This window comes from Flexivirga sp. (genome assembly GCF_035551235.1).
Lineage (GTDB): Bacteria > Actinomycetota > Actinomycetes > Actinomycetales > Dermatophilaceae > Flexivirga.
In genome coordinates this window covers 132,490-153,997 of record NZ_DASZNO010000028.1, presented here as the reverse complement: position 1 = coordinate 153,997, position 21,508 = coordinate 132,490, and the positions used below count along the sequence as shown (strand labels likewise).

General features: G+C 67.6%; 19 protein-coding genes. 12 read left to right on the top strand and 7 right to left on the bottom strand.

The window, feature by feature from the left end; genetic code table 11:
* Positions 1 to 24: 24 nt before the first annotated feature.
* The gene (locus tag VG502_RS09570) at positions 25 to 3,309 is read right to left on the bottom strand and encodes an SMC family ATPase (RefSeq protein ID WP_325549814.1); all 3,285 of its coding nucleotides are present in this window, start codon (positions 3,307 to 3,309) and stop codon (positions 25 to 27) included.
* A 64-nt stretch (positions 3,310 to 3,373) separates the two neighbouring features.
* A complete protein-coding gene (locus VG502_RS09565) occupies positions 3,374 to 4,552 on the bottom strand; it encodes an exonuclease SbcCD subunit D (protein WP_325549813.1) in 1,179 nt (392 codons plus the stop codon).
* A gap of 162 nt (positions 4,553 to 4,714) precedes the next feature.
* Between VG502_RS09565 and VG502_RS09560 the strand changes: the two genes are divergently transcribed.
* Complete coding sequence (locus VG502_RS09560) at positions 4,715 to 6,196, top strand: glutamate-cysteine ligase family protein (RefSeq protein WP_325549868.1); 1,482 nt, start codon at positions 4,715 to 4,717, stop codon at positions 6,194 to 6,196.
* Here VG502_RS09560 and VG502_RS09555 read toward each other — a convergent pair.
* Positions 6,193 to 6,813: a histidine phosphatase family protein gene (locus tag VG502_RS09555; RefSeq protein ID WP_325549812.1), complete on the bottom strand. Its 621-nt coding sequence runs from the start codon at positions 6,811 to 6,813 to the stop codon at positions 6,193 to 6,195. The genes VG502_RS09560 and VG502_RS09555 overlap by 4 nt on opposite strands.
* Before the next feature lie 171 nt (positions 6,814 to 6,984).
* Between VG502_RS09555 and VG502_RS09550 the strand changes: the two genes are divergently transcribed.
* The 5 genes from VG502_RS09550 to VG502_RS09530 are packed head-to-tail and all read left to right on the top strand — an operon-like array spanning position 6,985 to position 10,505.
* Complete coding sequence (locus VG502_RS09550; protein ID WP_325549811.1) at positions 6,985 to 7,419, top strand: OsmC family protein; 435 nt, start codon at positions 6,985 to 6,987, stop codon at positions 7,417 to 7,419.
* 2 nt (positions 7,420 to 7,421) lie between these two features.
* Positions 7,422 to 7,961 carry a DUF1697 domain-containing protein gene (locus VG502_RS09545; protein ID WP_325549810.1) on the top strand — a complete coding sequence of 180 codons (540 nt, stop codon included), beginning with the start codon at positions 7,422 to 7,424 and terminating at the stop codon, positions 7,959 to 7,961.
* A gap of 39 nt (positions 7,962 to 8,000) precedes the next feature.
* Positions 8,001 to 8,624, top strand: a complete 624-nt coding sequence (locus VG502_RS09540; protein WP_325549809.1) for an L-threonylcarbamoyladenylate synthase — start codon at positions 8,001 to 8,003, stop codon at positions 8,622 to 8,624.
* Complete coding sequence (locus tag VG502_RS09535; protein WP_325549808.1) at positions 8,621 to 9,499, top strand: DUF3626 domain-containing protein; 879 nt, start codon at positions 8,621 to 8,623, stop codon at positions 9,497 to 9,499. Before VG502_RS09540 ends, VG502_RS09535 begins: the two co-directional genes overlap by 4 nt.
* 28 nt (positions 9,500 to 9,527) lie before the next feature.
* Positions 9,528 to 10,505, top strand: coding sequence for a quinone oxidoreductase family protein (locus tag VG502_RS09530; protein ID WP_325549807.1), 978 nt, complete (start codon positions 9,528 to 9,530; stop codon positions 10,503 to 10,505).
* Positions 10,506 to 10,511: 6 nt separating this feature from the next.
* Here the strand turns inward: VG502_RS09530 and VG502_RS09525 are convergent, their stop codons facing one another.
* The gene (locus VG502_RS09525) at positions 10,512 to 11,885 is read right to left on the bottom strand and encodes an esterase-like activity of phytase family protein (protein ID WP_325549806.1); all 1,374 of its coding nucleotides are present in this window, start codon (positions 11,883 to 11,885) and stop codon (positions 10,512 to 10,514) included.
* A 239-nt stretch (positions 11,886 to 12,124) separates the two neighbouring features.
* On the opposite strand from VG502_RS09525, the gene VG502_RS09520 reads away from it, so the two are divergent.
* The 6 genes from VG502_RS09520 (at position 12,125) to VG502_RS09495 (ending at position 18,322) form a co-directional block, all read left to right on the top strand.
* Positions 12,125 to 13,417 carry an MFS transporter gene (locus tag VG502_RS09520; protein ID WP_414655722.1) on the top strand — a complete coding sequence of 431 codons (1,293 nt, stop codon included), beginning with the start codon at positions 12,125 to 12,127 and terminating at the stop codon, positions 13,415 to 13,417.
* A gap of 40 nt (positions 13,418 to 13,457) precedes the next feature.
* Positions 13,458 to 14,786: a C1 family peptidase gene (locus VG502_RS09515; protein WP_325549804.1), complete on the top strand. Its 1,329-nt coding sequence runs from the start codon at positions 13,458 to 13,460 to the stop codon at positions 14,784 to 14,786.
* Complete coding sequence (locus VG502_RS09510) at positions 14,783 to 15,559, top strand: alpha/beta fold hydrolase (protein ID WP_325549803.1); 777 nt, start codon at positions 14,783 to 14,785, stop codon at positions 15,557 to 15,559. Before VG502_RS09515 ends, VG502_RS09510 begins: the two co-directional genes overlap by 4 nt.
* Positions 15,560 to 15,747: 188 nt before the next feature.
* Positions 15,748 to 16,647, top strand: coding sequence for a metal ABC transporter solute-binding protein, Zn/Mn family (locus VG502_RS09505; protein ID WP_325549802.1), 900 nt, complete (start codon positions 15,748 to 15,750; stop codon positions 16,645 to 16,647).
* Positions 16,644 to 17,471 (top strand): metal ABC transporter ATP-binding protein, encoded by an 828-nt coding sequence (locus VG502_RS09500; protein ID WP_325549801.1) that lies wholly within the window; start codon positions 16,644 to 16,646, stop codon positions 17,469 to 17,471. The genes VG502_RS09505 and VG502_RS09500 overlap by 4 nt, the downstream gene beginning before the upstream one ends.
* Positions 17,468 to 18,322, top strand: a complete 855-nt coding sequence (locus VG502_RS09495; RefSeq protein ID WP_325549800.1) for a metal ABC transporter permease — start codon at positions 17,468 to 17,470, stop codon at positions 18,320 to 18,322. The genes VG502_RS09500 and VG502_RS09495 overlap by 4 nt, the downstream gene beginning before the upstream one ends.
* On the opposite strand, the gene VG502_RS09490 is transcribed toward VG502_RS09495, so the two are convergent.
* Genes VG502_RS09490 through VG502_RS09480 form a run of 3 tightly spaced genes read right to left on the bottom strand, consistent with a single transcriptional unit; the run spans position 18,315 to position 21,477 of the window.
* Positions 18,315 to 19,160, bottom strand: coding sequence for a carbohydrate ABC transporter permease (locus tag VG502_RS09490; RefSeq protein WP_325549799.1), 846 nt, complete (start codon positions 19,158 to 19,160; stop codon positions 18,315 to 18,317). The two genes, VG502_RS09495 and VG502_RS09490, sit on opposite strands and share 8 nt — an antisense overlap.
* 1 nt (position 19,161) lies before the next feature.
* A complete protein-coding gene (locus tag VG502_RS09485; protein ID WP_325549798.1) occupies positions 19,162 to 20,103 on the bottom strand; it encodes a carbohydrate ABC transporter permease in 942 nt (313 codons plus the stop codon).
* Between the two features lie 12 nt (positions 20,104 to 20,115).
* Complete coding sequence (locus VG502_RS09480; protein WP_325549797.1) at positions 20,116 to 21,477, bottom strand: extracellular solute-binding protein; 1,362 nt, start codon at positions 21,475 to 21,477, stop codon at positions 20,116 to 20,118.
* Positions 21,478 to 21,508: the final 31 nt, after the last annotated feature.

Sequence of the window (21,508 nt, the reverse complement as noted above, 5' to 3'; positions counted from 1 at the left end):
GTCTCGTGCTCAGGCGTGCAGTGGTCAGGCGACGTCCGCGGTGACGACCTCGACCGTGGACCCGCGGGCGGTCTTGCGGACGCGGATCTGCGCGGGGATGCGCGCCCGCAACTCGGGCACGTGGCTGACGATGCCGACGTTGCGGCCGCCGGCGCGCAGACCGTCGAGCACGTCGAGCACCTGCTCGAGGCTGTCCTCGTCGAGCGAGCCGAACCCCTCGTCCACCAGCAACGTCTCCAGGCGCCGCCCGCCCGCGGCCTCCAGCACCGCGTCGCCCAGGCCGAGCGCAAGGGCGAGGGACGCGATGAACGACTCCCCACCGGACAGCGTCGCCGTGTCCCGGGTCGTGCCGGTCCACGCGTCGCGCACCCGCAGGCCGAGCCCGCTCTTGCTGCCACGGGCCGCACGCTCATCGGTGTGCTCCAGCTGGTAGCGACCGTCGGTCATCAAGTGCAGTCGCTGATTGGCGAGGGCGGTCACCGACTCCAGCCGGGCGGCCAGCACGTATGCCGTCAGCCGCATCCGCATGGTGTTGTCGCCCGACCCTGCGACAGCCGAGGCGACGGACGTGGCGACTGCCAGCTGGTCGGCCAATGCGGCGTTCCGCTCGTCGTGCGCGCCCAACTCGGTCGCGATGCGCTGCAAGCTGTCGAGCGCGCGGCGGATCTCGCCCACGGCATCGTGTGTATGGCGCGCCGCCCTCTCGGCGACCTGCAATTCGCCGGCGACCGCCTCGACCCTGGCAGGGGCAGCATCGATCGCCTCGGCCACCTCGGGCTGCTCGAGGACACCGGTGGCCTTGGCTGCATCGGTCTCCGCGGTCGAGACCATGGAACGCAACCGAACGATCTCCGGCTCGGAAAGCGTTGCCTGTATGGCGGATTCGGCGTCTGCGAATCCGGTGTCGTCGAGCAGCGCAGCCAGCTCGTCACGTGCCGTCGAGAACTCGGTGAAGGCGGTGCGTTGCTGGGCAGCTGCTGCCGTCAGGCGGTCGAGCAGCTCGACGGAGCGCGCGTGCGCAGCCACCGGGTCCTCCTCGGTGGTGCAACCGCACGACTCCTCGTGGTGGCGGAGGACCTCGTCGATGCGATCGCGAGCAGCAGCCACCTGGTCCTGAAGGGACTCCACCCGGACGAGCCCGAGTCGTACAGCCTCGGATGCGGTGTCTGCTGCCTGCTGCGCAGCGCGGACTTCGCTGTCGAAGGCAGTCAACTGGGTCTCTCGAACCCGGAGTTGCTGCACGGCGGACTCGGTCTCGGCGGCGCGCCGTCGCACGGTGCCGCATGCGACGGAGACGACGGAGCTGAGCTCGTCCAATGCGCCCTGCAGGGCCTCGTCGAGCACCGGCGGCTCGGCGGTGAGACCTGTCGCGAGCTCGGCCGATCGCGTCCGTGCGTCGTCGAGCTCGGCGAGCAGATCAGCCCGCGCGCCGGTCACCTCGACCAGCGGGCCCGACCCATCGGCCACGTCGGTGTCGACGTCGGCCTCGTGAGCCGCCTCGCCATCGGCAGCGCCGGCGGCGGATGATTCCAGCTGCGCGATCGCCTCGAACACGGCGACGCAGGTCGTCTGGGCCCGTCCCACGGCGGCCGACCAGCGTGCCGCGGCGTGGTTCGCGACCGTGAGAGCGGCAGCTGCGGCGTCTTCGGCTGCCGAAAGCCGCTCTGCGTCAACATGATCGGGCGCCGGCTGTGCAGCGTGCGGGTGGTCCGTCGAACCGCACACCGGACAAGGGTCACCGTCGACCAGCTGATCTGCCAGCTCCGCCGCGATGCCGGCCAACCGCGCGTTGCGCAACCGGATGACCTCTCGTTCGGCCTCTGCCCACGATTGCTGGGACTGCCGGTGGTGGTGCCGCGCGGCCGTCGCCGAGTCGACGGAGGCGACGGCCGTGTCGAGTGCGTGCGCCACGCGCTCGACGTCCGCCAGAAAGCGAACCCATTGCGGGTGGGCAACGGCTTCGGGCAGGAGGGTGGCGTGGCTCTCGGCAAGCTGCGCGCGTTGCGCCTCGGCGGCTGCGATCGCACTCTGCTTGTCCCTGGCCCGGCGTTCGGCGGACTTCAGCTGACTGGATGCGGCCTGCGACGCCGTCTCCAGAGCCTGCCGCTGGCGCTGCAACTCGCTGAGCCCGGAGAGTGCGACGGTGCCGGCGGTCACACGTTCGGTCAACGGACGCAGGGCGGCGTCGGTCAGGCCGGCGTCGTCGCGCGGCTCCGGCACACTCCAGGACACGAATCGCGCGAGTTGCTCGCGTTGCGTGGCGGCGGCTCGGACCGCGGTGAGATGAGTCGAGCGGCGACGGGACACGGCGTTGATCACAGGAACGCACCGCTGGGAGCGTTCGGCCAGGGAAAGTCGCTCGCGTGCCGCCGCGAGCTGGGGCGCCTGCTCGGCGACCCGGTCGAGCGCCTGTTGCGCGCCGCGTGCCTGGTGCTGCAACGCGGCCAGGCTGCGCTCGTCGGCAAGGCGCGCACGCAGCTGCTCGACGCGTCCGGCGGCTGCATCCGACTCTGCGAGCGAGGTCGTCAGCCGATCGGAGAGGTCCTGCACGATCTCGTCGAGGACCCGAACCGACACGTTCGGGTCGTCGAGGCCGGCAGGGGGTTCGTCGTCCTCGACGCCGGAGTCGTGCCGCAGACCGCTGAGGGTCTCCTGAGCGCGGGCGATGAGGGTTGCGCGCGCGGTGGAAGCGTGAACTGCCCGTGTTTCCAGCTCTTTTCGGTGGCCGGCCAACCATTGTTCAATCGCTGCGAAGTCGCCGATGTCGAAGAGTCGCTCCAGTAGCCTGCCGCGGTCGTCCGGCTTGGCGCGGAGGAACGCCGTGAATTCGCCCTGGGGGAGGAGCATGACCTGGGCGAATTGGGACAGGCCCATGCCGAGCAGATCGCCGATCGTCTGGGCCACCTCGTCCGACCGGGTGCTGATCGCCTCCCAGCTGCCGGTGCGCCACTCCTCGAGCGTCACGCTGCCGCGTTGAGCCCGAGTGCCGGTGCCGCGCTTCTTGGGCACCTGGTGCTCGGGAATGCGACGCACCCGCAGGCGCCGCTCACCGACGCCGAACTCCAGCTCGACCTCGGGGCGGGTCGAGGGGGCGGCATGGTCGCTGCGTAGCGTCTCCCGCCCCTGCGAGCGGCCACCTGGCACTCCGGCGAAGAGCGCGAAGCAGATCGCGTCGAGAATGCTGGTCTTCCCGGCGCCGGTCGGCCCGTGGATGAGGTGCAGCCCGCCCGCAGCCAACTCGTCGAAGTCGATCTCCTCCGTTCCGGCGAACGGCCCGAAAGCCTGCAAGCGCAGGTGATGGAGTCTCATGTCCTTTCCTCACGGGGTCCCCGCGAAGTACCGGTGCGGCGAACGAGTGGAGGTCCTGGGGTGTTCATGCCACGCCTGCCTCACCGGAGACGGTGCGGACCCGCTCCGGTCCGTCGCCCGAGTCGCGCTCGAGCCGGGTCTGCTCCACTGCGCGCTGCAGCAGCTCGCGCTCCGGCGCCGTGGCCGTGGCGCCGCCACGGGTGTGCGTGAGGAAATCGCAGCACAACTCCAGCGTCTCCTTGCCCACCACCTTGCTGGTGTAGCGACTGTCGCGCAGCTGCGTCACCGGCTGGTCGAAGAGCAACTGCACGGTGTGCGGGAAACGCCGTCGCAGTTGCTCCATCGCACCCAGCGGACGCGTCGTGTCGGTCAGCGTGACCTGACACCACGAGCCTTCTGCGGCGCGGAGATCGGGGTCGGCGAGAAGGTCGGCCAGCGTGCCGCGCAACCGGGCGAGCGGCCGCGCGACCGGGGCCTCGACGAGCGACGTGGAGACACCCTCGGGCCCGATGTCGACCAGCACCGAACTCTTGCGGTGGTCGGCCTCGGAGAACGACATGGCCACCGGTGACCCGCTGTAGCGGCCGATGTCGCCGACCTGCTGGGCGCCGTGCAGGTGGCCGAGTGCGGCATACGCGATGCCGTTGAACGTGGAGGCGGGCACCGCGCTGGCGCCACCGACGGCGATGTCGCGCTCGGAGTCGCAGGTCGCCGAACCGACGACGAACGCGTGCGCCATGACGACACCCGGCATCCCACGCGTCGCGAGGTCCGCGTGCACCCGGCGCATCGACGCCCGCAGCACCCCGGCGTGTGTCGAGTCGGCCGCGTCGAGCGCGGAAGCAGCGAGTGAGGGCTCGAGGTAGGGCAGCGGGTAGACGGCGACACCGTCCAGCAACACCGGCGTGCCGACCGACCGGGTGGAGGTCCGGATGTGCACGCCTCCGTGCTCCAGCACGCGCGAGCCGAAGCCGAGCCGAACGGCCGAGTCGTGGTTGCCCGCCGAGAGAACGACCTGTGCACCGGCGTCGCGCAGCCGCACCAGCGTCTCATCGAGCAACTGCACGCTCGTCGGGCCCGGCAGCGCCCGGTCGTAGACATCGCCGGCGACCAGCACCGCGTCGATGCGCTCCGAGCGCACGACGTCCACGAGATGGTCGAGGTATGCCGCCTGCGCGTCCACCAGCGAGGCACCGTGGAAACTACGTCCCAGGTGCCAGTCGGAAGTGTGGATCAGGCGCATACCCGCAGAGTAGGAGCCACCGCCGACAGTGCCCGGCAACGCCCTCGGCGTGTGGCACATCGTCCGGATACTGATGTTCGCCGTACGACGCCCTGCGTTTTGCCGCCGATGCGGCGGAGAATGTGCAAGCGTGGCGTCACGTCGGTTCGCAGGAGGTCCATGATGGGTAAGGATGTCGCCGCGACGTCATACACGCGCGAGCAGCGGCAGCGCTACCGCGAGAAGGTGCGCCAGGACCTGGACGTCTTCGAGCGGATGCTGCATACGCACAGCTTCGACTTCGAGCGCCAACTCACCGGCATGGAGATAGAACTCAACCTGGTGGGCGACGATCTCTACCCGACGATGAGCAACGCCAGCGTCCTGCGGAGCATCGCCGACGAGGACTACCAGACCGAGCTCGGGCAGTACAACATCGAGCTCAACGTCAGCCCTCGGCCGCTGCCCGGCGACGCGGCGTTGCAACTGGAGAAGGATCTGCGCGAGAGCCTCAACAGGGCGGAGAAGCAGGCCAACGCCGCCGGGGCCCAGATCGCCATGATCGGGATTCTGCCGACGCTGATGACCGAGCACTTCAGCACCGAGTGGATGAGCACCAACACCCGGTATGCCGCGCTCAACGAGGCGATCTTCTCGGCGCGCGGCGAGGACATCTTCATCGACATCGAAGGCGCCAGTGGCGAACGCCTGGCGATGTTCGCCGACTCGATCGCGCCGGAGTCCGCGTGCACGTCGGTCCAGCTGCATCTGCAGGTGCAGCCGCACCGCTTCGCCGATCACTGGAACGCCGCGCAGGCGATCTCGTCCGTGCAGCTGGCGATCGGGGCCAACTCGCCATACTTCTTCGGCAAGGAGTTGTGGCACGAGAGCCGGGTGCCGCTCTTCGAGCAGGCGACCGACACCCGGGCCATCGAGTTGAAGAACCAGGGTGTGCGCCCGCGGGTCTGGTTCGGCGAGCGATGGATCACCTCGATCTTCGATCTCTTCGAGGAGAACGTCCGCTACTTCCCGGCGTTGCTGCCGGAGTCGACCGACGAGGACCCGGTCGCGGTGTTCGAGGCAGGGGAAGCTCCGCAGTTGGCCGAGCTGCGGCTGCACAACGGCACCGTCTACCGGTGGAACCGCCCGATCTACGACATCGTCGGGGGCAAACCGCACCTGCGGGTCGAAAACCGTGTGCTACCAGCGGGTCCCACCATTATCGACGGTATGGCGAACAGCGCCTTCTACTACGGGGTCGTGCGGACGCTCGCCGACTCCGACCGGCCGGTGTGGACCCGGATGAGCTTCGCGGCAGCCGAGGAGAACTTCTACAGCTGCGCACGTCGCGGCATCGACGCGAAGGTCTACTGGCCGGGCTTCGGCGAGGTGCAGGCGGACGAACTCACCCTGCGGCACCTGCTGCCGATGGCCGACGAGGGCCTGAAGTCCTGGGGCGTCGCGACCGAGGTGCGCGACCGCTATCTGGGTGTCATCGAGGAGCGTTGCCGCACCGGCCAGAACGGCGCGTCCTGGCAGATCGACTGCGTCAAGGCGTTGGAGGCCAAGGGCACGGATCGGGGCAGTGCCCTCGTGGAGATGCTGCGGCTCTACCTGGAGCGGATGCACGTCGGCGATCCGGTGCACACCTGGGATCTGCCCTAGCGCCCCCACTCGACGTCGCCGCCGGAGTTCCAGACCTGGATGCACGGGGTGCCGTGGTAGAAGCCGAGCGTGGACAAGGAGCCGGCGTTGAGGATCAGTTGCGCACCCATGCGCACCTCCTGGCGCAGGAAGATGGCCGCGAAGATGCGTAGTGAGTGGCCGTGCGCGACCAGCGCCACGTTGCCCATCTCCAGCAGTGGCACGACGTGGCGGACCACGTGGCTGACGCGGGCCGCGACGTCCTCGACGGTCTCGCCCGGCGTTGCGCCGGGCTCGACACCGTCGGCGAAGATCTCCCACGACGGGTCGCCGAGCCTCTCGCGGATCTGAGGCGTCGAAAGTCCTTCGTACGCACCGTAATCCCACTCGCGCAGGTCATCGTCGATGCTCAGGTCGGTCAGACCGGCGAGCTCAGCCGTGCGACGCGCACGCTGCATCGGACTGCAGAACGTCGCCACGATGTCCAGCTCGGCGATCTGGTCGCGCAGCTTGCGCGCATCCGCCTCACCCTCGGGCAGGAGTGGCAGGTCGGTGGTTCCCGTATGGCGCCCGTTGCGTGACCACTCGGTCGCTCCATGGCGGATCAAGACGATGCTGTGCTCGGAGTGTGCGCTCAATGCGCTCCCCTCCTTCGTCGGGTTGCGCATTTCGCCCTGAGTTCTCTTGGACGCTCGCTTCGCTCGCTCAACGCGCACCGGTCCTTCGTCGGGTTGCGCGTTTCGCCCTGAATCCTCTTGGACGCTCGCTTCGCTCGCTCACGCGTCACACGGTACTGGCAGGATTGGCGCATGACGACTCAGCCTTCGGACGCACACCGCTCGGTGACCATCGCTCGGACCGCCCCCGGGAAGTTCCGGGCCACCAACGCACGCGGCGGCACTATGGATTTCGGCAGTGGTGGCGACGACCAGTTCACGCCGGTCGAGCTGCTCCTGGCCGCCATCGCCGGATGCACCGGCATCGACGTCGACATCCTCACCACGCGGCGCGGTGAACCCACGCAGTTTGAGGTGACGGCCGAGGGCGACAAGCTGCGTGACGACGACGGCAACCACATGGGTCCGATCGACATCAGCTTCCGCGTCTCGTTCCCCGAGGGCGAGGAGGGCGATGCCGCACGCAAGATCCTGCCGGATGCGATCCGGAAGTCACACGAGCGGCTGTGCACCGTGAGCCGCACGGTGATGTTGCCGACCGACGTCACCGCGCACGCGGTCGACTGACCGTGCCGCGCCACGTCGTCTTCCTGCGAGCGGTCAACGTCGGCGGCCGCTGGGTGAAGATGCAGCGTCTGCGAGAAGTCCTGACCACTGCCGGGTATGACGATGTGCAGACCCACATCCAGAGCGGCAACGTGTTTCTCGGCACCCCGATGCGCAGCCCGCAGAAGGTCGGTGCCGTTCTGGAGCAGTTGCTGGAGGCCGAGTTCGGCTTCGCCATACCGTGTGTGGTGCGCAGTCCGGCGCAGCTGCGGGCGGTCGTGGAGTATGCCGACGGTCTTGCCGACCCACTCGACGGCGCGACTCTGCGACGCTACGTGACCTTCTTTCGCGAGCCGCTGAGCGAGGCCCGCGCGATCGCGCTGTCGGAGTGGGGTGAACCGGGCGAGCGGTTGCATCCCTCCGGAGGCGAATTGCACTGGTGGTTGGGCAAGCCCACGCATGAGGCGAAGATTTCCAACGCGCGCCTCGAGCGCGGTGGTTTGGTCGCGACGACACGCGACCTCAAGGTCGTGCGCACCCTGGCCGACAAGTGGGGCGGTTAGGTCCTGCACGGCACGTCGAGCACGTCGTACGGTGGGCGCATGGCTCGATACTTCGACGTGCATCCCAAGGACCCCCAGCCGCGCAGCATCGCGCAGTCGGTGCAGATCCTGCGCGACGGTGGTCTCATCGCCTATCCGACGGATTCGTGTTTCGCGCTCGGTTGCACCCTGGGCAACCGCGACGGTCGTGACCGGATCGTGCGGATCCGGCAGCTGAACGACAAGCACAACTTCACGCTGATGTGCCGCGACTTCGCTCAGCTCGGGCAGCTGGTGCACATCGACAACCGGGTGTTCCGGGCGATCAAGGCAGCGACGCCGGGCCCCTACACGTTCATCCTGCCGGCCACTTCCGAGGTGCCCCACCGCCTCCAGCAGCCCAAGAAGAAGACCGTCGGTGTGCGGATCAGCGACCACCCGGTCGCGCGCGCCCTGGTCGCCGAGTTGGGCGAGCCGATCATGACCAGCACGCTGCTCCTTCCGGGCGAGGAGGATCCGCTGACCGACGGCTGGCAGGTCAAGGACACCCTCGACCATCAGGTCGACGCAGTCATCGACTCGGGGGAGTGCGGCGTCGAGCCGACCACGGTCGTCGACTTCTCCGACGGGTACGCCGAGGTCACCCGCGTCGGTGCCGGGGATCCAGATCCGTTCGAGGCGTGACCGACGCCCTACCCGGGCCGGTCGCGGCGGCGATCGCGCGCGTCGCCTCGGTGGCCGACGGGCCGCCGCTCGACCCCGCACTCCGGGTCACGTGTAGCTTCCACCCCGACCGTTGGGCGACGCCCGGCTCCGACCGACTCGTCATCGAGGCGCTGGCCGCGGGTGGCAGCTATCTGTCCCAGTTCGTCACCGGCACCAGCAACGGAGGACTGACCGCATTCGCCGGTGGCGACCGATTCCGTTGGGAGAGCGCTCTGTTCGGCGGGGCGTATGACGACCACCAAACGGCTGCCGACCCCGACCTGCGGCCGAAGTACGGCGCGCTCAACCACCGTCACCGGCCGGCAGGGGCGTCCCCGAGATTCGGGTCGTCATACATCCGGCTCGCTGCGCACACACTGGCTCGCACGACGTTCTGCTACCCGGACAGCGTCGACGACCCGTCCGATTTCGGGGTCGCGGAGGCATGTGGGCTGGTGACGCTGGCCGACGCCGGCGGACGGGACCTGTTGGACGACTACGTGGAGGCCCACGTGCACGGGCACATCGACCTGGCGACCGACGTCGAGGCGGTGGTCCTCGACCCGAGCTACCGGGGAACACCCGTCGAGGAGGCAGCGAGCGCGCTGAGTTGTCCCGTGGAATGGCACGAGGGCTTCGTCGCCGCGATCGACGACATCCGTGCGCACTCCGACTTCCGCGGCACTGAAATCGTTTCTCTCGCAACGCAATTGGCCGTCGATGGAGTGCTCACCCCACGCATCGTCGGCGACGCGGCGCGCACCGGTGCCCACCATCCTCAGGCGATCAAGCAGGTCTGGCACTGCACGGCGCGCTTCGGCACGGCGGAAGGCAGGGCAACCGCACCCGAGTGAGGGCCGGCGCCGGACCTACAGTTGGACCATGACTCGTGCACTCGTGGTGACCCAACCCGGCGACCGCAGCGTCCTGCAGGTGCAGGACATCGAGGTGGCCCCACCCGCAGCGGGTGAGGTCCAGGTCCGTGTCGCGGCCGTCGGTGTCAACTTCATCGACGTCTACAAGCGCCAGGGCGTCTACCCGCTGCCGACGCCGTTCGTGACGTGCGAAGAGGGCGCGGGCGTCGTCGAGGCCGTCGGTGCCGGCGTCGAGGACCTGGCAGTCGGAGACAAGGTCGCGTGGGCCGGACAAGCCGCAAGTGCGGCAGAGCTCGCGAACATCGCTGCCGCGCAGGCGGTTCCGGTCCCGGACGGACTGGACCTGGAGACCGCCGCCGCCGCGATGCTGCAGGGTATGACGGCGCACTACCTGGTCAACTCGACCTGGCCGGTGCAGAAGGGCCAGATCGCGCTCGTGCACGCAGCAGCCGGGGGAGTGGGGCAGTTGCTGGTCCAGCTCATCACCGGCAAGGGCGCCACAGTCGTCGCGACCGCGGGCAGTGACGAAAAGCTCCAAATCGCAAAGGATCTCGGCGCAGCGCACACGATCAACTACCGCGAGTTCTCCGGCGACGCATTGGCAGAGCAGGTGCGCAAGGTCGCCGGCCGCGGTCTCGATGTCGCGTATGACGGGGTCGGCAAGGCCACCTTCGACGCATCGCTGAAGTCCCTGCGTCCGCGTGGCATGGGCGTCCTTTTCGGCGGAGCCAGCGGTCAGGTGGAGCCGCTCGACCTGCAGGTGCTCAACCGGCTCGGCTCGCTCTTCGTGACCCGGCCGAAGCTGCAGGACCATTTGCAGGACCGTGAGGAACTTCTCTGGCGGGCCGGCGACATCCTCCGTCAGCTGGCCGACGGCACCCTGAAGCTGCAGATCGGCGCGACGTTCGCACTGGACGACGCCGCAGCGGCATACGAAGCGCTCGAGGGGCGCAAGACGACCGGCAAGTTGCTGCTCGTCCCATAGCCCGGATCACCGGAACTGCGCGGGGACCTGCTTCATGTCGACCGCGAGTAGTTCGCCGGTGTCCTGCTTGCCGTTCGGCAGCATCTTCGCGTGCAACGTGTATGGCGCGGTGTCGTTGCCCAGGGCGTCGATGCCGAAGTCGCTGTCGTTGGAGATGACCACGCGGCTGCCACCGTCGACGACCGCGACCCCCTCGACCTTGTCGTGGCCGTAGAAGCCGCCCTTCGGGTCGATGGCCGTGACCAGCCCGGCGACATCGAGGAAGAGCGAGCTGCGCACCGGTGTGATGCCGACGGCTGCGAGGTCCGCGGTTGCCGTGGTCGTGCCGTCCTTGCCGACGGTCGCCTCGATGGTCCTGCCGCTGACCCGCAGGCCGCCGTTGGTGGCGTCATACGTCGTATTCGGCACCGTCGAGAACCTGCCGACATCGGTCGCGCCGCGCAGGTCGATCCTGAAGAGCTTCTTGTTCGCACCGGGCTCGACGTCGCCGTCGCGCTCGTCGACGAGGAACTCGTGGTTGTTCAGCGCCGAGATCTCGCTGACCGCAGTCGTCGGCGTTTTGTCACTGTGCAGCAGGTAGATGTATTGGGCCGTGCGCCGCGTCCTGAGATCGATGGTCACGATGCGAACAGCGTTGACGTTCTTGGATTTCGGGCCGTCCGGCGCGTTCAGTCCCGCTTGCATGATGCCGACCAGGGTGCGACCGTCCGGCGTGATCGTCAGCCCCTCCATGCCCTTGTTGGGCTGGCGCTCCGACAACTCCACCGGCAGTGAGCCGTCGAAGGGGGACAGGCGCTCGAGCTGGCGACCGTCCGGTGAGAAGTGCGTGATGAACGGGCCGTACTCGTCGGAGACCCAGAACGTCCCGTCCCGCATCGCGGCGATGCCCTCCGGGTCGTACCCGTAGGGACTGGCCGGCAACTCCTTGCCGTTCAGGTCGACGATCGTCTCGCCGGTGCTGCCGGCCAGGCTGGTCTGCCCGTTGTATGGCGTGCCATCGGCCGCCCGTAGCGGGATGCGCTTGAGCAGTGTCGCCCTGCCGTTCCGCAGTCGGAACTCGCCGATGGCCGGCGTGAAGTCGGGCAGCGGTTCGACCTTGACGTCCTGCGGGCCGTCGACGTTGGGACCGCGGTCGGTGAGTCCGTAGAAGACGTCCTTCGCGCCCGGCTTGGCGGTGAACGACGAGCCGTACGCGGCACCGTCGATCGAGACGCCGCCCGCCATACCGAGTGGTTCGATCGACTCGGTGTAGAGCTGCACCGCCGACTTCGCGCCGGACGCACCGTGGGCGCTCCCGCCATGTGCGAACGCCGGCGCCGCGACCGAGCAGGTGAGGCCGACGGCGAGTGCCGTTGCGAGAAGGGTGCGGGGGCGCAGCATGGAAGCTCCTGGGGGCCTCGAAGGACGGTCGGCCACCGCGACATACGGGGCCGCAGGAAGGCAATCGGTCGCGGGTGACGAGGGGGTGTGGTGCCGTTGGCGCACCGGTGAACAGTGCGACGGTGATTTGAAATATATATAGAGAAAGCATATTGTTTGTCGTGGTTCCGATGTCGTCCACATTCACGAGGAGCGAAGCAGTGAGTCATCCCGCAGTTGCGGAGAAGCAACGGCCTTCGATGTTCAACCAGCCCAAGGCGGTGTATGCCGTCGCCTTCGCCTGTGTGGTGTCCTTCATGGGCATCGGTCTCGTCGACCCGATCCTCCCGGCCATCTCCGAGCAGCTGCACGCGACCCCCAGCCAGGTCACCCTGCTGTTCACCAGCTACCTGGTGGTGACCGCGGTCGCGATGCTCGTGACGAACGCCGTGTCGAGCCGGATCGGCGCGAAGAAGACGTTGATCGCCGGGCTCGCGCTGATCGTGGTCTTCGCGGCGCTCGCCGGATCGGCCGGCTCGATCAACGGCATCGTCGGCTTCCGCGCCGGCTGGGGCCTCGGCAACGCGCTCTTCATCGCGACCTCGCTGGCGGTCATCGTCTCGTCCGCGACGGGCGGCTTCGCCGGCGCGATCATCCTCTACGAGACGGCTCTCGGCGTCGGCATCGCGTGTGGCCCACTGGTCGGTGGCCTGCTGGGCGAGATGTCCTGGCGCGGACCGTTCTACGGCGTCTCGGTACTGATGCTGATCGCGCTCATCGCGACGGTGTTCTTCCTTCCCGAGACGCCGAAGCCGAAGACACCCACCTCCCTCATGGCGCCGCTCGAGGCGCTCACCCATCGCGGTCTGCTGACCATGGGCGTCGCCGCACTGTTCTACAACTGGGCGTTCTTCACGATGCTCGGCTACGCGCCGTTCCCGATGAAGCTGTCGGCCATCCAGCTCGGCTTCGTCTTCTTCGGCTGGGGCATCCTCGTCGCGATCTTCGCGGTCTTCGGTGCGCCGTGGTTGCAGCGCCGGTTCGGCACCGCCCAGACGCTGTATGTCGCCCTCACCCTTTTCGCCGTCGACCTGGCGATCATCGCCATCTGGCCGACCGACCGTACGGTGCTGATCTGCGCGGTCATCGCAGCCGGCATCTTCATCGGCATCAACAACACGCTGACCACCCAGGCCGTCATGGTGATCTCGCCGGTGGAACGGCCGGTGGCTTCCGCGGCATACGGCTTCGTGCGCTTCATCGGTGGCGGTCTTGCGCCATACGCTGCGGGCAAGCTGGTGGAGCATTACAACCTGCACGTTCCGTTCGCGATCGCAGCCGTCACCGCAGTGCTGGCCGCGGTGCTGCTCAGCACCGCGCACCGGACTCTCGTCGCCGCCGACAAGGGGATGGACGAGGACGGCCACCACGTCGACGGCGCAGACGAGCCGGAGCAGATCGCCGGAGAGGTCGGCGACGAATTCGGCGGCGCTGCAGGCGCTTTGGACGACTACGAGCGTGAAGAGGACCGCAAGGCCGATGTCGTGCGCTAAGTCGGTGCAGCCCCACGCGGCAGCATGAGAAGCTGAGTTCATGGCTTCTTCTTCCACCCCATTGACCGAGCAGGATGTCGAACTCCTCCGCAAGGAGTTCGATGCCCGCTCGGTCAATCGGCTTTTCCAGAACGCCGTGACCGGCAACTCGATCACCGAGGTCGCGCTCGACCGGGCGGTCGTCACGCGCATCGACCGGTCCATGTCGAACCGCCTCGACAAGTGGCCGGTCACCAACCAGCAGAAGAGCGGCCGGTGCTGGATGTTCGCCGGCCTCAACCTGTTGCGCGCCGGGGTGATGGACAAGCTCGGAGTCAAGGACTTCGAGCTCTCCCAGAACTACGCACTGTTCTGGGACAAGTTGGAGCGCTGCAACTACTTCCTGGAGTCGATCGTCGAGCTGGCCGACCGGCCCACCGATGACCGGACGCTGTCCTGGGTCCTCGAGGACGTGATGGGCGACGGCGGGCAATGGAACATGTTCGCCGCGCTGGTCACCAAGCACGGCGTCGTCCCGAAGTCCGCCATGCCGGAGACCGAGTCGTCGTCCAACACCGCGGCGATGAACAAGAACCTGCGCAGCCTGCTGCGCCAGGCCGCCCGCGACATCCGCGCGGCGAAGGACGAGAGTGCCGTCCAGGAGGTTCGCTCGCAGGTCCTGTCGGCCGCCTACCGCATGCTCGCGATCCACCTGGGCACCCCGCCGAGCGAGTTCGAGTGGCAGTGGACCGATGACGACGGCGAGTTCCACCGCGACGGCACGCTGACGCCGACGCAGTTCCGCGACCGTTACCTGGCCATCGACGTCAACGACTACGTCTGCCTGGTCGACGACCCGCGCGCGAGCAGTCCTCGTGGCCGGACGTTCACCGTCGACCAGCTGGGCAGCATCGTCGGGGGAGCGCCCGTGCGCTACCTCAACGTTCCCTCCGAAACTCTGAAAACCCTTGCCGCCCAAGCCATCAAGGGTGGTGAGCCGGTCTGGTTCGGCTGCGACGTCGGCCAGATGATGGAGCGTGAGATCGGTGTGTGGGATGCCGAGCTCTACGACTTCGCGGGCATCTACGACACGAAGTTCGAGCTGGACAAGGCGCAGCGGCTGGAGTTGCACGAGACGCTGATGACACACGCGATGCTGCTGACCGGTGTCGACCTGGACGGCGACACCCCGCGCAAGTGGCGGGTCGAGAACTCCTGGGGTGATGAGAAGGCCGACAAGGGCTTCTACACGATGAACGACTCGTGGTTCGGCGAATACGTCTTCGAGATCGCCGCGCGGCGCGACAGCCTGCCGGCCGAGCTGCAGGCGGCTCTCGACACCGAGCCGATCGTCCTGCCGGCCTGGGACCCGATGGGCTCGCTGGCTTGAGCACGTCACCTGATCCGGCCGAACCGACCCTGCATCGCTTCGCGTCGTTCGACGGCATCGAGCTCGTATGGCGGGAGCTCGGCGAGGGCCGACCCGTCATACTGATCCACGGTTTCGTCTCCAACGCGCTGACCAACTGGATCCGCTACGGACACGCGAAAGCCATAGCTGACAGGGGTTTTCGGGTGATCATGCCCGACCTGCGCGGCCACGGCGACAGTGGACAGCCGCACGATGCCGCGAAGTACCCGCCCGATGTGCTGGCGATGGACGGCGCGGCACTCGTGGACTATCTCGGACTGACCGACTACGACCTCGGCGGCTATTCGCTCGGCGCGCACACCAGCGTCCGGATGGTGCTGCGCGGTGCTCGGCCGACACGGCTGATCACGGCCGGGATGGGCCTCGCCGGGATCGAGAACCTCAAGACCCGCGACGACGTCTACGAGGCCGCGTTCGACCTGGATCAGGAGGTCGACAAGCGGTCGGCGGCCGGCAAGGCACGCATCTTCATGCGGCAGACGGGGTCGGACCCGGTCGCCCTGCGCGGTGTATGGCGCTCCAGCGTGACCACCGATCCCGCTGAGCTTGCCGGGATTTCGATGCCGTTGCTGGCGATCTGCGGTGCGCAGGACGTCGACCACCGGGAAGGTGCGGAGCAGCTCGCGAAGTCCGTTCCGAACGGCACCTTCGTGGAGATCCCCGGTAATCACATGAGCGCCGTGGCCGACCGCGCACTCGGCCGCACGATCGCCGACTGGCTCGCTGCGTAGGACGGCGTTCGCCAGCCCCGACGCCGAGTCGCACAGTTGGCCCCGAGTCGCACACCTGTAGCTGTGCGACTCGGGGCTAACTGTGCGGGTCGGCAGTGTGGTCGCCGGCATCGGTTCGAGTTCGCCCGCGGCTGCTGCTATCGTTTCCTTAACGAGAATGAATATCAATACAGATTGAGGGAATGCGCATGCACTTGCGTTGGGTCGCCGCGGCGGTCGCACCGGTTTTCGTCCTCGCCGGCTGCGGTTCGTCGAAGGCTTCAGGGGAGTCCGACGGTCGCATCGGCGTCGTCGCGAGCACCAACGTCTATGGGGACATCGTCAAGCAGATAGGCGGTTCGCACGTCGACGTCACGTCGGTGCTGACCGATCCGAATGTGGACCCGCACGGTTACGAGTCCAACGCGAAGAACGCCGCCTCCGTCTACGACGCGAGACTGATCGTCCAGAACGGCCTGGGCTACGACAGCTTCATGGCCGAGCTGACCTCCGCGTCGAAGTCGCGCGGCCAGACCGTGATCACCGCATCCGAGGTGCTGAACATCAAGGGCGCGGACGCGAACCCGCACCTCTGGTATGACGTCGCGAAGATGCCGCGGGTCGCCGATGCGATCGCCGGCGCCCTGTCGAAGGCGGACTCGAAGCACAGCGACGAGTACCGGAAGAACGCCACGAAGTTCAAGAAGTCGCTGCAGCCGATCGAGAAGGTGCTCGCCGCCATCAAGGCGAAGGACGACGGCGCGAAGGTCGCCTACACCGAACGAGTGGCCGGCTACCTGCTCACCGAGGCCGGGCTGCAGCTCGGCATACCGGCCGGCTTCACGAGGGCCGTCGAAGACGGCGACGACCCCAGCCCGCGGGATACCCTTGCCTTCGACAAGGCATTGCAGAAGCACACCGTGCGCGCGCTGGTCTACAACAGCCAGGTGACCGACAAGCAGACCGACCAGCTGAAGAAGCAGGCGACCAGCGCAGGGGTGCCCCTGGTTCCGGTGACGGAAACCATGCCGCCGAAGAGCGCCAGCTACCAGGCGTGGCAGCTGAAGCAGGCCGAAGCACTACGCACCGCCCTGGAGAAATCTGCATGACCGACAGCCCCGACGTACCGCTGATCGACTTCCGAGCCGCCACGCTCGCCCTCGGTGGCCGGACCCTGTGGTCCGACCTCGAGTTGGGCGTGCGCGCAGGGGAATTCGTCGCGATCCTGGGTCCGAACGGCGCCGGCAAGACCACCCTGCTGCGTGCGTTGCTCGGGCTGCAGGAACTGTCGGCAGGCTCCGTGACCGTCGCCGGGAAGAAACCCTCGCGGGGCAGCTCGGATGTCGGCTACGTGCCGCAGCAGAAGATCTTCGACGGGGATCTCGGGCTGCGCGGCCGTGACCTGGTCGCCCTCGGCGCCGACGGGCACCGGTTCGGTATGCCGTGGGCGCGGCCCTCGGTCCGCGCCGCCACGGACGAGATGATCCGGGCCGTCGGTGCGGCGGCATACGCCGATGCGCCGGTGGGGAAGTTGTCCGGCGGCGAGCAGCAGCGGCTGCGTATCGCGCAGGCACTGATGAGCGACCCGAAGGTGCTGCTCTGCGACGAGCCGCTCACGTCGCTCGACCTGCGCCACCAGGAGGGAGTCCTCGAACTCCTCGACGGCCGGCGACGCAGCGCGGGCACCGCGGTCGTGATGGTCACGCACGAGATCAACCCGATCCTTCCGTATGTCGATCGCATCATCTATCTCGTCGGCGGTAAGTGGGCGGTCGGCACGCCCGACGAGGTGCTCACCACCGAGCGCCTCTCCAGCCTGTACGGCGCACCCGTCGACGTGCTCCGCGTGCGCGGTCGCGTCATCGTGGTGGGTGGCGGCGAGTCACCCGAGCAGTCGCACCACTGCGGTCCCGAGATGGCCGTCGCGAAATGAGCGACATGTTCACCATGCTGCAGTACCCCTTCGCGCAGCACGCCCTGATCGCCGCGACGCTGATCGCGATCACCTGTGGGCTGGTCGCGCCGTTCGTGGTCATGCGCGACATGGCGTTCGCGGTGCACGGCACGGCGGAGCTGTCCTTCCCGACCGCGGTGGCCGGGCTGCTGATCGCCGGTGATGCGGTCGGTGGCGCCCTGGTCGGATCCGTCGTAGTCGCAATCGCTTTCGCGCTTCTCGGTCGTCGACGCAGTGAGAGCAACACCGCGATCGGTGTGGTCCTGGCGTTCGGCCTCGGGATGGGCGTGTTCCTGCTCAGCTTCTACGACGGCTTCTCGTCGGCGGCCACCAACATCCTCTTCGGCTCGCTGGTGTCGGCGTCGACACGCGACGTGGTGATCCTCGGTGTGCTCGCCGTCCTGGTCGTCGTCACGATGGTGATCATCTTCCGTCCGCTGCTCTTCGCGTCGGTGGACCCCGCTGTCGCCACGGCCCGCGGCGTGCCGGTCCGGCGACTGAGCCTGGTCTTCCTCGTCATCCTGGCACTGACCGTCACGGAGGCCGCACAGGTCGTCGGCACCCTGCTGGTGCTCAGCCTGGCCATCACGCCGGCCGCGGCTGCGCGGCGGTGGACCGCGAATCCCCTTGCCTTCACGGCGCTCTCGGTCCTCTTCGCGTTCCTCGCCGCGGACGGCGGGTTCCTGCTCAGCCTGGCGCTGAGCGACACCGACATCAAGGCCAGCGTCCTCATCGCGTTCGTCAGCTTCGGGATCTACCTGGTCTCCTTCGTCGCCGAGCGGTTGCGCGGCGACGTCGGCCGGGGGAGCGCGCAGGTCGCCACTACTTGATACCGGTGCCCGCGATGCCCTGGACGATGTGCCGCTGGAAGAGCAGGAACACCACGAAGAGCGGTAACGCGCCCAGCACTGCGGTCGCCATCAGCTGCGCATAGAGCAGGCCGAATCCGCCGGAGACGGTCGCCATACCGACGGGGATCGTCATCTGGTCGACGTTGCTGAGGGCGAGCAGCGGCCACAGGAAGTTGTTCCAGCTCGTGACGAACGTGAAGATCGCGACAGCGGCGATGGCCGGACGGCACAGCGGCAGGCAGACCCGCCAGTAGATGCCGAACCAGGAGGCGCCGTCGATCCGGGCAGCGTCGATCAGCTCGCGCGGCAGCCCACTGAAGAACGACTCGAAGATGAACACCGCGACCGGTGCGGCTGCGGCCGGCAGGACCATCGCCCAGTAGGTGTTGAGCAGGTGCATCCCGTGCACGATCTGGTAGAGCGGCAACACCAGGATCTGACCGGGTATCAACAGGCCTGCCAGGACGAGCGCGATCAGCCCGCCACGGCCGGCGAATCTGGTTTGTGCGAGGGCGAATCCGATCATCGAGGTGACGACAAGGGTCAGCACGACGGTGAGCACCGCGATGATCAGGCTGTTGAGATACCAGGTCGTGATCGGCGTGTTGTCGATGACCTTCTGGTAGGCGTCCAGTGAGAAGTTCGAGCTCCACCAGCTGGTGGGCTTCGCCGCGATCTCACCTTCCGGCTTGAGGGACGTGTCCACCGCGAAGAGCAACGGAATCGCCCAGATGATCGCGAAGACTGCCAGGACCAGGACCGAGAACGTCTTGAAAGCGCGCGACCGGCCGTTGTAGTCGAGTGCGTTGGTGGCCATGTCAAACCGCCTTGCTGAACTGGCGACGGAGTACGAACCAGACGACGGACACGACCGCGACGATCACGAAATAGACCATGGTGGCCGCGGACGCATATCCGGCGCGGTAGTCGGAGAATCCGATGTCGTAGATGTATTCCATCACCGGCCGGGTGGACGTGCCCGGGCCGCCGTTGGTCATGAGGTACATCTGGTTGAAGACCTGCAGGCTCGCGACGATCTGCAGCATGGTGACCAGGACGATGGTCGGACGCAGCAAGGGGAGCGTGACCGACCGCAACGTACGCGTCGGACTCGAACCGTCGATCGCGGCAGCCTCGTAGACGTCGGTGGGGATCTCCTGCAGTCCGGCGAGGAAGAGCACGAAGTTGAAGCCGAGCGTCCACCAGACCGTCAGGGCAGCCACCGAGATGAACGCCCACTTGGTCTCACCCAGCAGGTTCGGCGGGGTCAGCCCGATGGCGTCGAGCCAGTGCGGAATCAGGCCGACCTGTCCGGCATACAGCCAGGTGAAGATCATCGTCACCGACGTCACGGGCAGCACGAAGGGTGCGAAGAAGATGAAGCGCACCAACGCTTTTCCGCGTCGAACGCGCTCGGCGAGCACCGCGAAGAGGAAGGCCAGGATCACCAGTGGTGGTGTCGTCAGCACGGTGAACCAGACCGTGTGACCCATCGACGACCAGAAGTCGGAGCTGGTGAAGATGTCCCGGTAGTTCTCCAACCCGACGGATTCGCCCAGGCCGGACTTCACCGACGTCGTGTTGAAGAAGCTCATGACCAGGCCGTAGACCGCCGGGCCGATCAGGAAGAGCAGGTAGAGCACCATGAACGGAGCGCTGAACAGCCAGCCGGCCCGGTTCTCGTCGCGGCCGCCGCGTCGTGGCCGCGTGGCCGGTCTGGTTGTGGTGAACGTTCCGTCATCGATGACTGTGGTGGCCATGTATGTCGCTCCTCATCCCACCGGTGGCTTGGCGGAGGCGTAGTGCTGCAGGCCGGCGCGCATCGCGCGGACGGCACCCGCCGGTGACGTGGCGCCCGACTGTGAACCGGCGATCGCCGCCCCCACGACGTTCTCGAACTCGCTGCCCGCGCCGGAGTACCAACCCGGTGGGTCGTAGTGCGCCGCATCGGCTGCGGCAACGTAGTCGGCCTGCGGCTTCATCGCCTTGAACTGTGCGGAGTCCCGCACCGGGAGCCAGGCCGGGATGTGCCCGCCCTTGGCCCAGGTCTGGCTGCTGCCGAGGATGGACTTGATGAACGTCAAGGCGTGCGAACGCCGTTCGGCGTCCATTGCGCTGTTGCGGGGTATGACGAACGAGTGGCTGTCGGCATACGACGCGGGCTTCGGGCCGTAGAGATGGGGGACCGGTGCAACGCTGAACTTCAGCTTGGTCGCCTCGTAGGTCGGGATCTGCCACTCGCCGTCGAAGAGGAACCCGGCCTTGCCGGTGGAGAAGAGCGAGGTGACACCGGTCGGGTCGACCGAGCCGGGCATCAGGCCGGCCCTAGTGAGGCTGCGCATGAAGGTCAGTGCCTTGACCGCGAGGTCGTCATCGATGGTGATCCTGGTGCCGTGGTCGGCCAGGAAGGTGCCACCGAGCTGGTAGTAGAGCGTGGCGAAGAAGCGCAGGTTGGTGGACGGGTCGTTCGTGATCGCGACGACGCCGCCGTAGTGACCGGTGACCTTCTTGGCGGCGCGTAATGCCGCGGTCAGTTCGGCCGGGCCGTTGATCGGCTTGAGCGCGCCGTGGGTGTCGAGCAGCCCCGCCTTGCGGCATACGGTCTCGTTGTAGAACATCACGAACGGGTGCGTATCGAGCGGAACGGCATGCACCTTCCCGCCGACGGTCGCCTTCCTGATCGCGGCCGGAGTGAAGTTCGACGTCGGCATCCCGGCGGATTCCAGCTCAGCAGAGGTGAATTCGCTGACCAGGCCGGCGTCGACGAAGGTCTGCAGGCGCGACAGGTGCAGGATCGCCACGTCCGGAGGAGCGCCGCCGGCCGTCGCCAGCGCGAGCTTCGTGTAGTACGGCGTGCCCCAGGCCAGCACCGTCGCGCTCAGGTCGGTGCTCGGATGGCGCTTGGCGTAGACGTCCTCCATCGCGATCATGTTGGCGCCGTCGCCTCCGGTGAAGAGGTTCCAGAAGGTCAGCTTGCTCGCCGGGGGAGCAACGCCGAAAAGCCCTGTGGCCACTGGTGATCCGCAACCCGACAACATTCCTGCAGCTGCCGCGCCGAGACCGGCTCCGAGCACTGCACGACGCGTGGGTGATGACGGTCGACGCAACGGCCCCGCGGCTGGGGGATTCGCCATACAAACACCTCCTTGTGCCGGAAGGGATCCT

Excerpts from the sequence above, each read along its gene's own strand:
- VG502_RS09570 (WP_325549814.1), bottom strand. The coding sequence starts at position 3,309 with ATGAGACTCCATCACCTGCGCTTGCAGGCTTTCGGGCCGTTCGCCGGA.
- VG502_RS09490 (WP_325549799.1), bottom strand. The coding sequence starts at position 19,160 with ATGGCCACCAACGCACTCGACTACAACGGCCGGTCGCGCGCTTTCAAG.
- VG502_RS09520 (WP_414655722.1), top strand. The coding sequence starts at position 12,125 with ATGTTCAACCAGCCCAAGGCGGTGTATGCCGTCGCCTTCGCCTGTGTG.
- VG502_RS09560 (WP_325549868.1), top strand. The coding sequence starts at position 4,715 with ATGGGTAAGGATGTCGCCGCGACGTCATACACGCGCGAGCAGCGGCAG.
- VG502_RS09480 (WP_325549797.1), bottom strand. The coding sequence starts at position 21,477 with ATGGCGAATCCCCCAGCCGCGGGGCCGTTGCGTCGACCGTCATCACCC.
- VG502_RS09550 (WP_325549811.1), top strand. The coding sequence starts at position 6,985 with ATGACGACTCAGCCTTCGGACGCACACCGCTCGGTGACCATCGCTCGG.
- VG502_RS09525 (WP_325549806.1), bottom strand. The coding sequence starts at position 11,885 with ATGCTGCGCCCCCGCACCCTTCTCGCAACGGCACTCGCCGTCGGCCTC.
- VG502_RS09500 (WP_325549801.1), top strand. The coding sequence starts at position 16,644 with ATGACCGACAGCCCCGACGTACCGCTGATCGACTTCCGAGCCGCCACG.
- VG502_RS09530 (WP_325549807.1), top strand. The coding sequence starts at position 9,528 with ATGACTCGTGCACTCGTGGTGACCCAACCCGGCGACCGCAGCGTCCTG.
- VG502_RS09495 (WP_325549800.1), top strand. The coding sequence starts at position 17,468 with ATGAGCGACATGTTCACCATGCTGCAGTACCCCTTCGCGCAGCACGCC.
- VG502_RS09515 (WP_325549804.1), top strand. The coding sequence starts at position 13,458 with ATGGCTTCTTCTTCCACCCCATTGACCGAGCAGGATGTCGAACTCCTC.
- VG502_RS09540 (WP_325549809.1), top strand. The coding sequence starts at position 8,001 with ATGGCTCGATACTTCGACGTGCATCCCAAGGACCCCCAGCCGCGCAGC.
- VG502_RS09565 (WP_325549813.1), bottom strand. The coding sequence starts at position 4,552 with ATGCGCCTGATCCACACTTCCGACTGGCACCTGGGACGTAGTTTCCAC.
- VG502_RS09505 (WP_325549802.1), top strand. The coding sequence starts at position 15,748 with ATGCACTTGCGTTGGGTCGCCGCGGCGGTCGCACCGGTTTTCGTCCTC.
- VG502_RS09485 (WP_325549798.1), bottom strand. The coding sequence starts at position 20,103 with ATGGCCACCACAGTCATCGATGACGGAACGTTCACCACAACCAGACCG.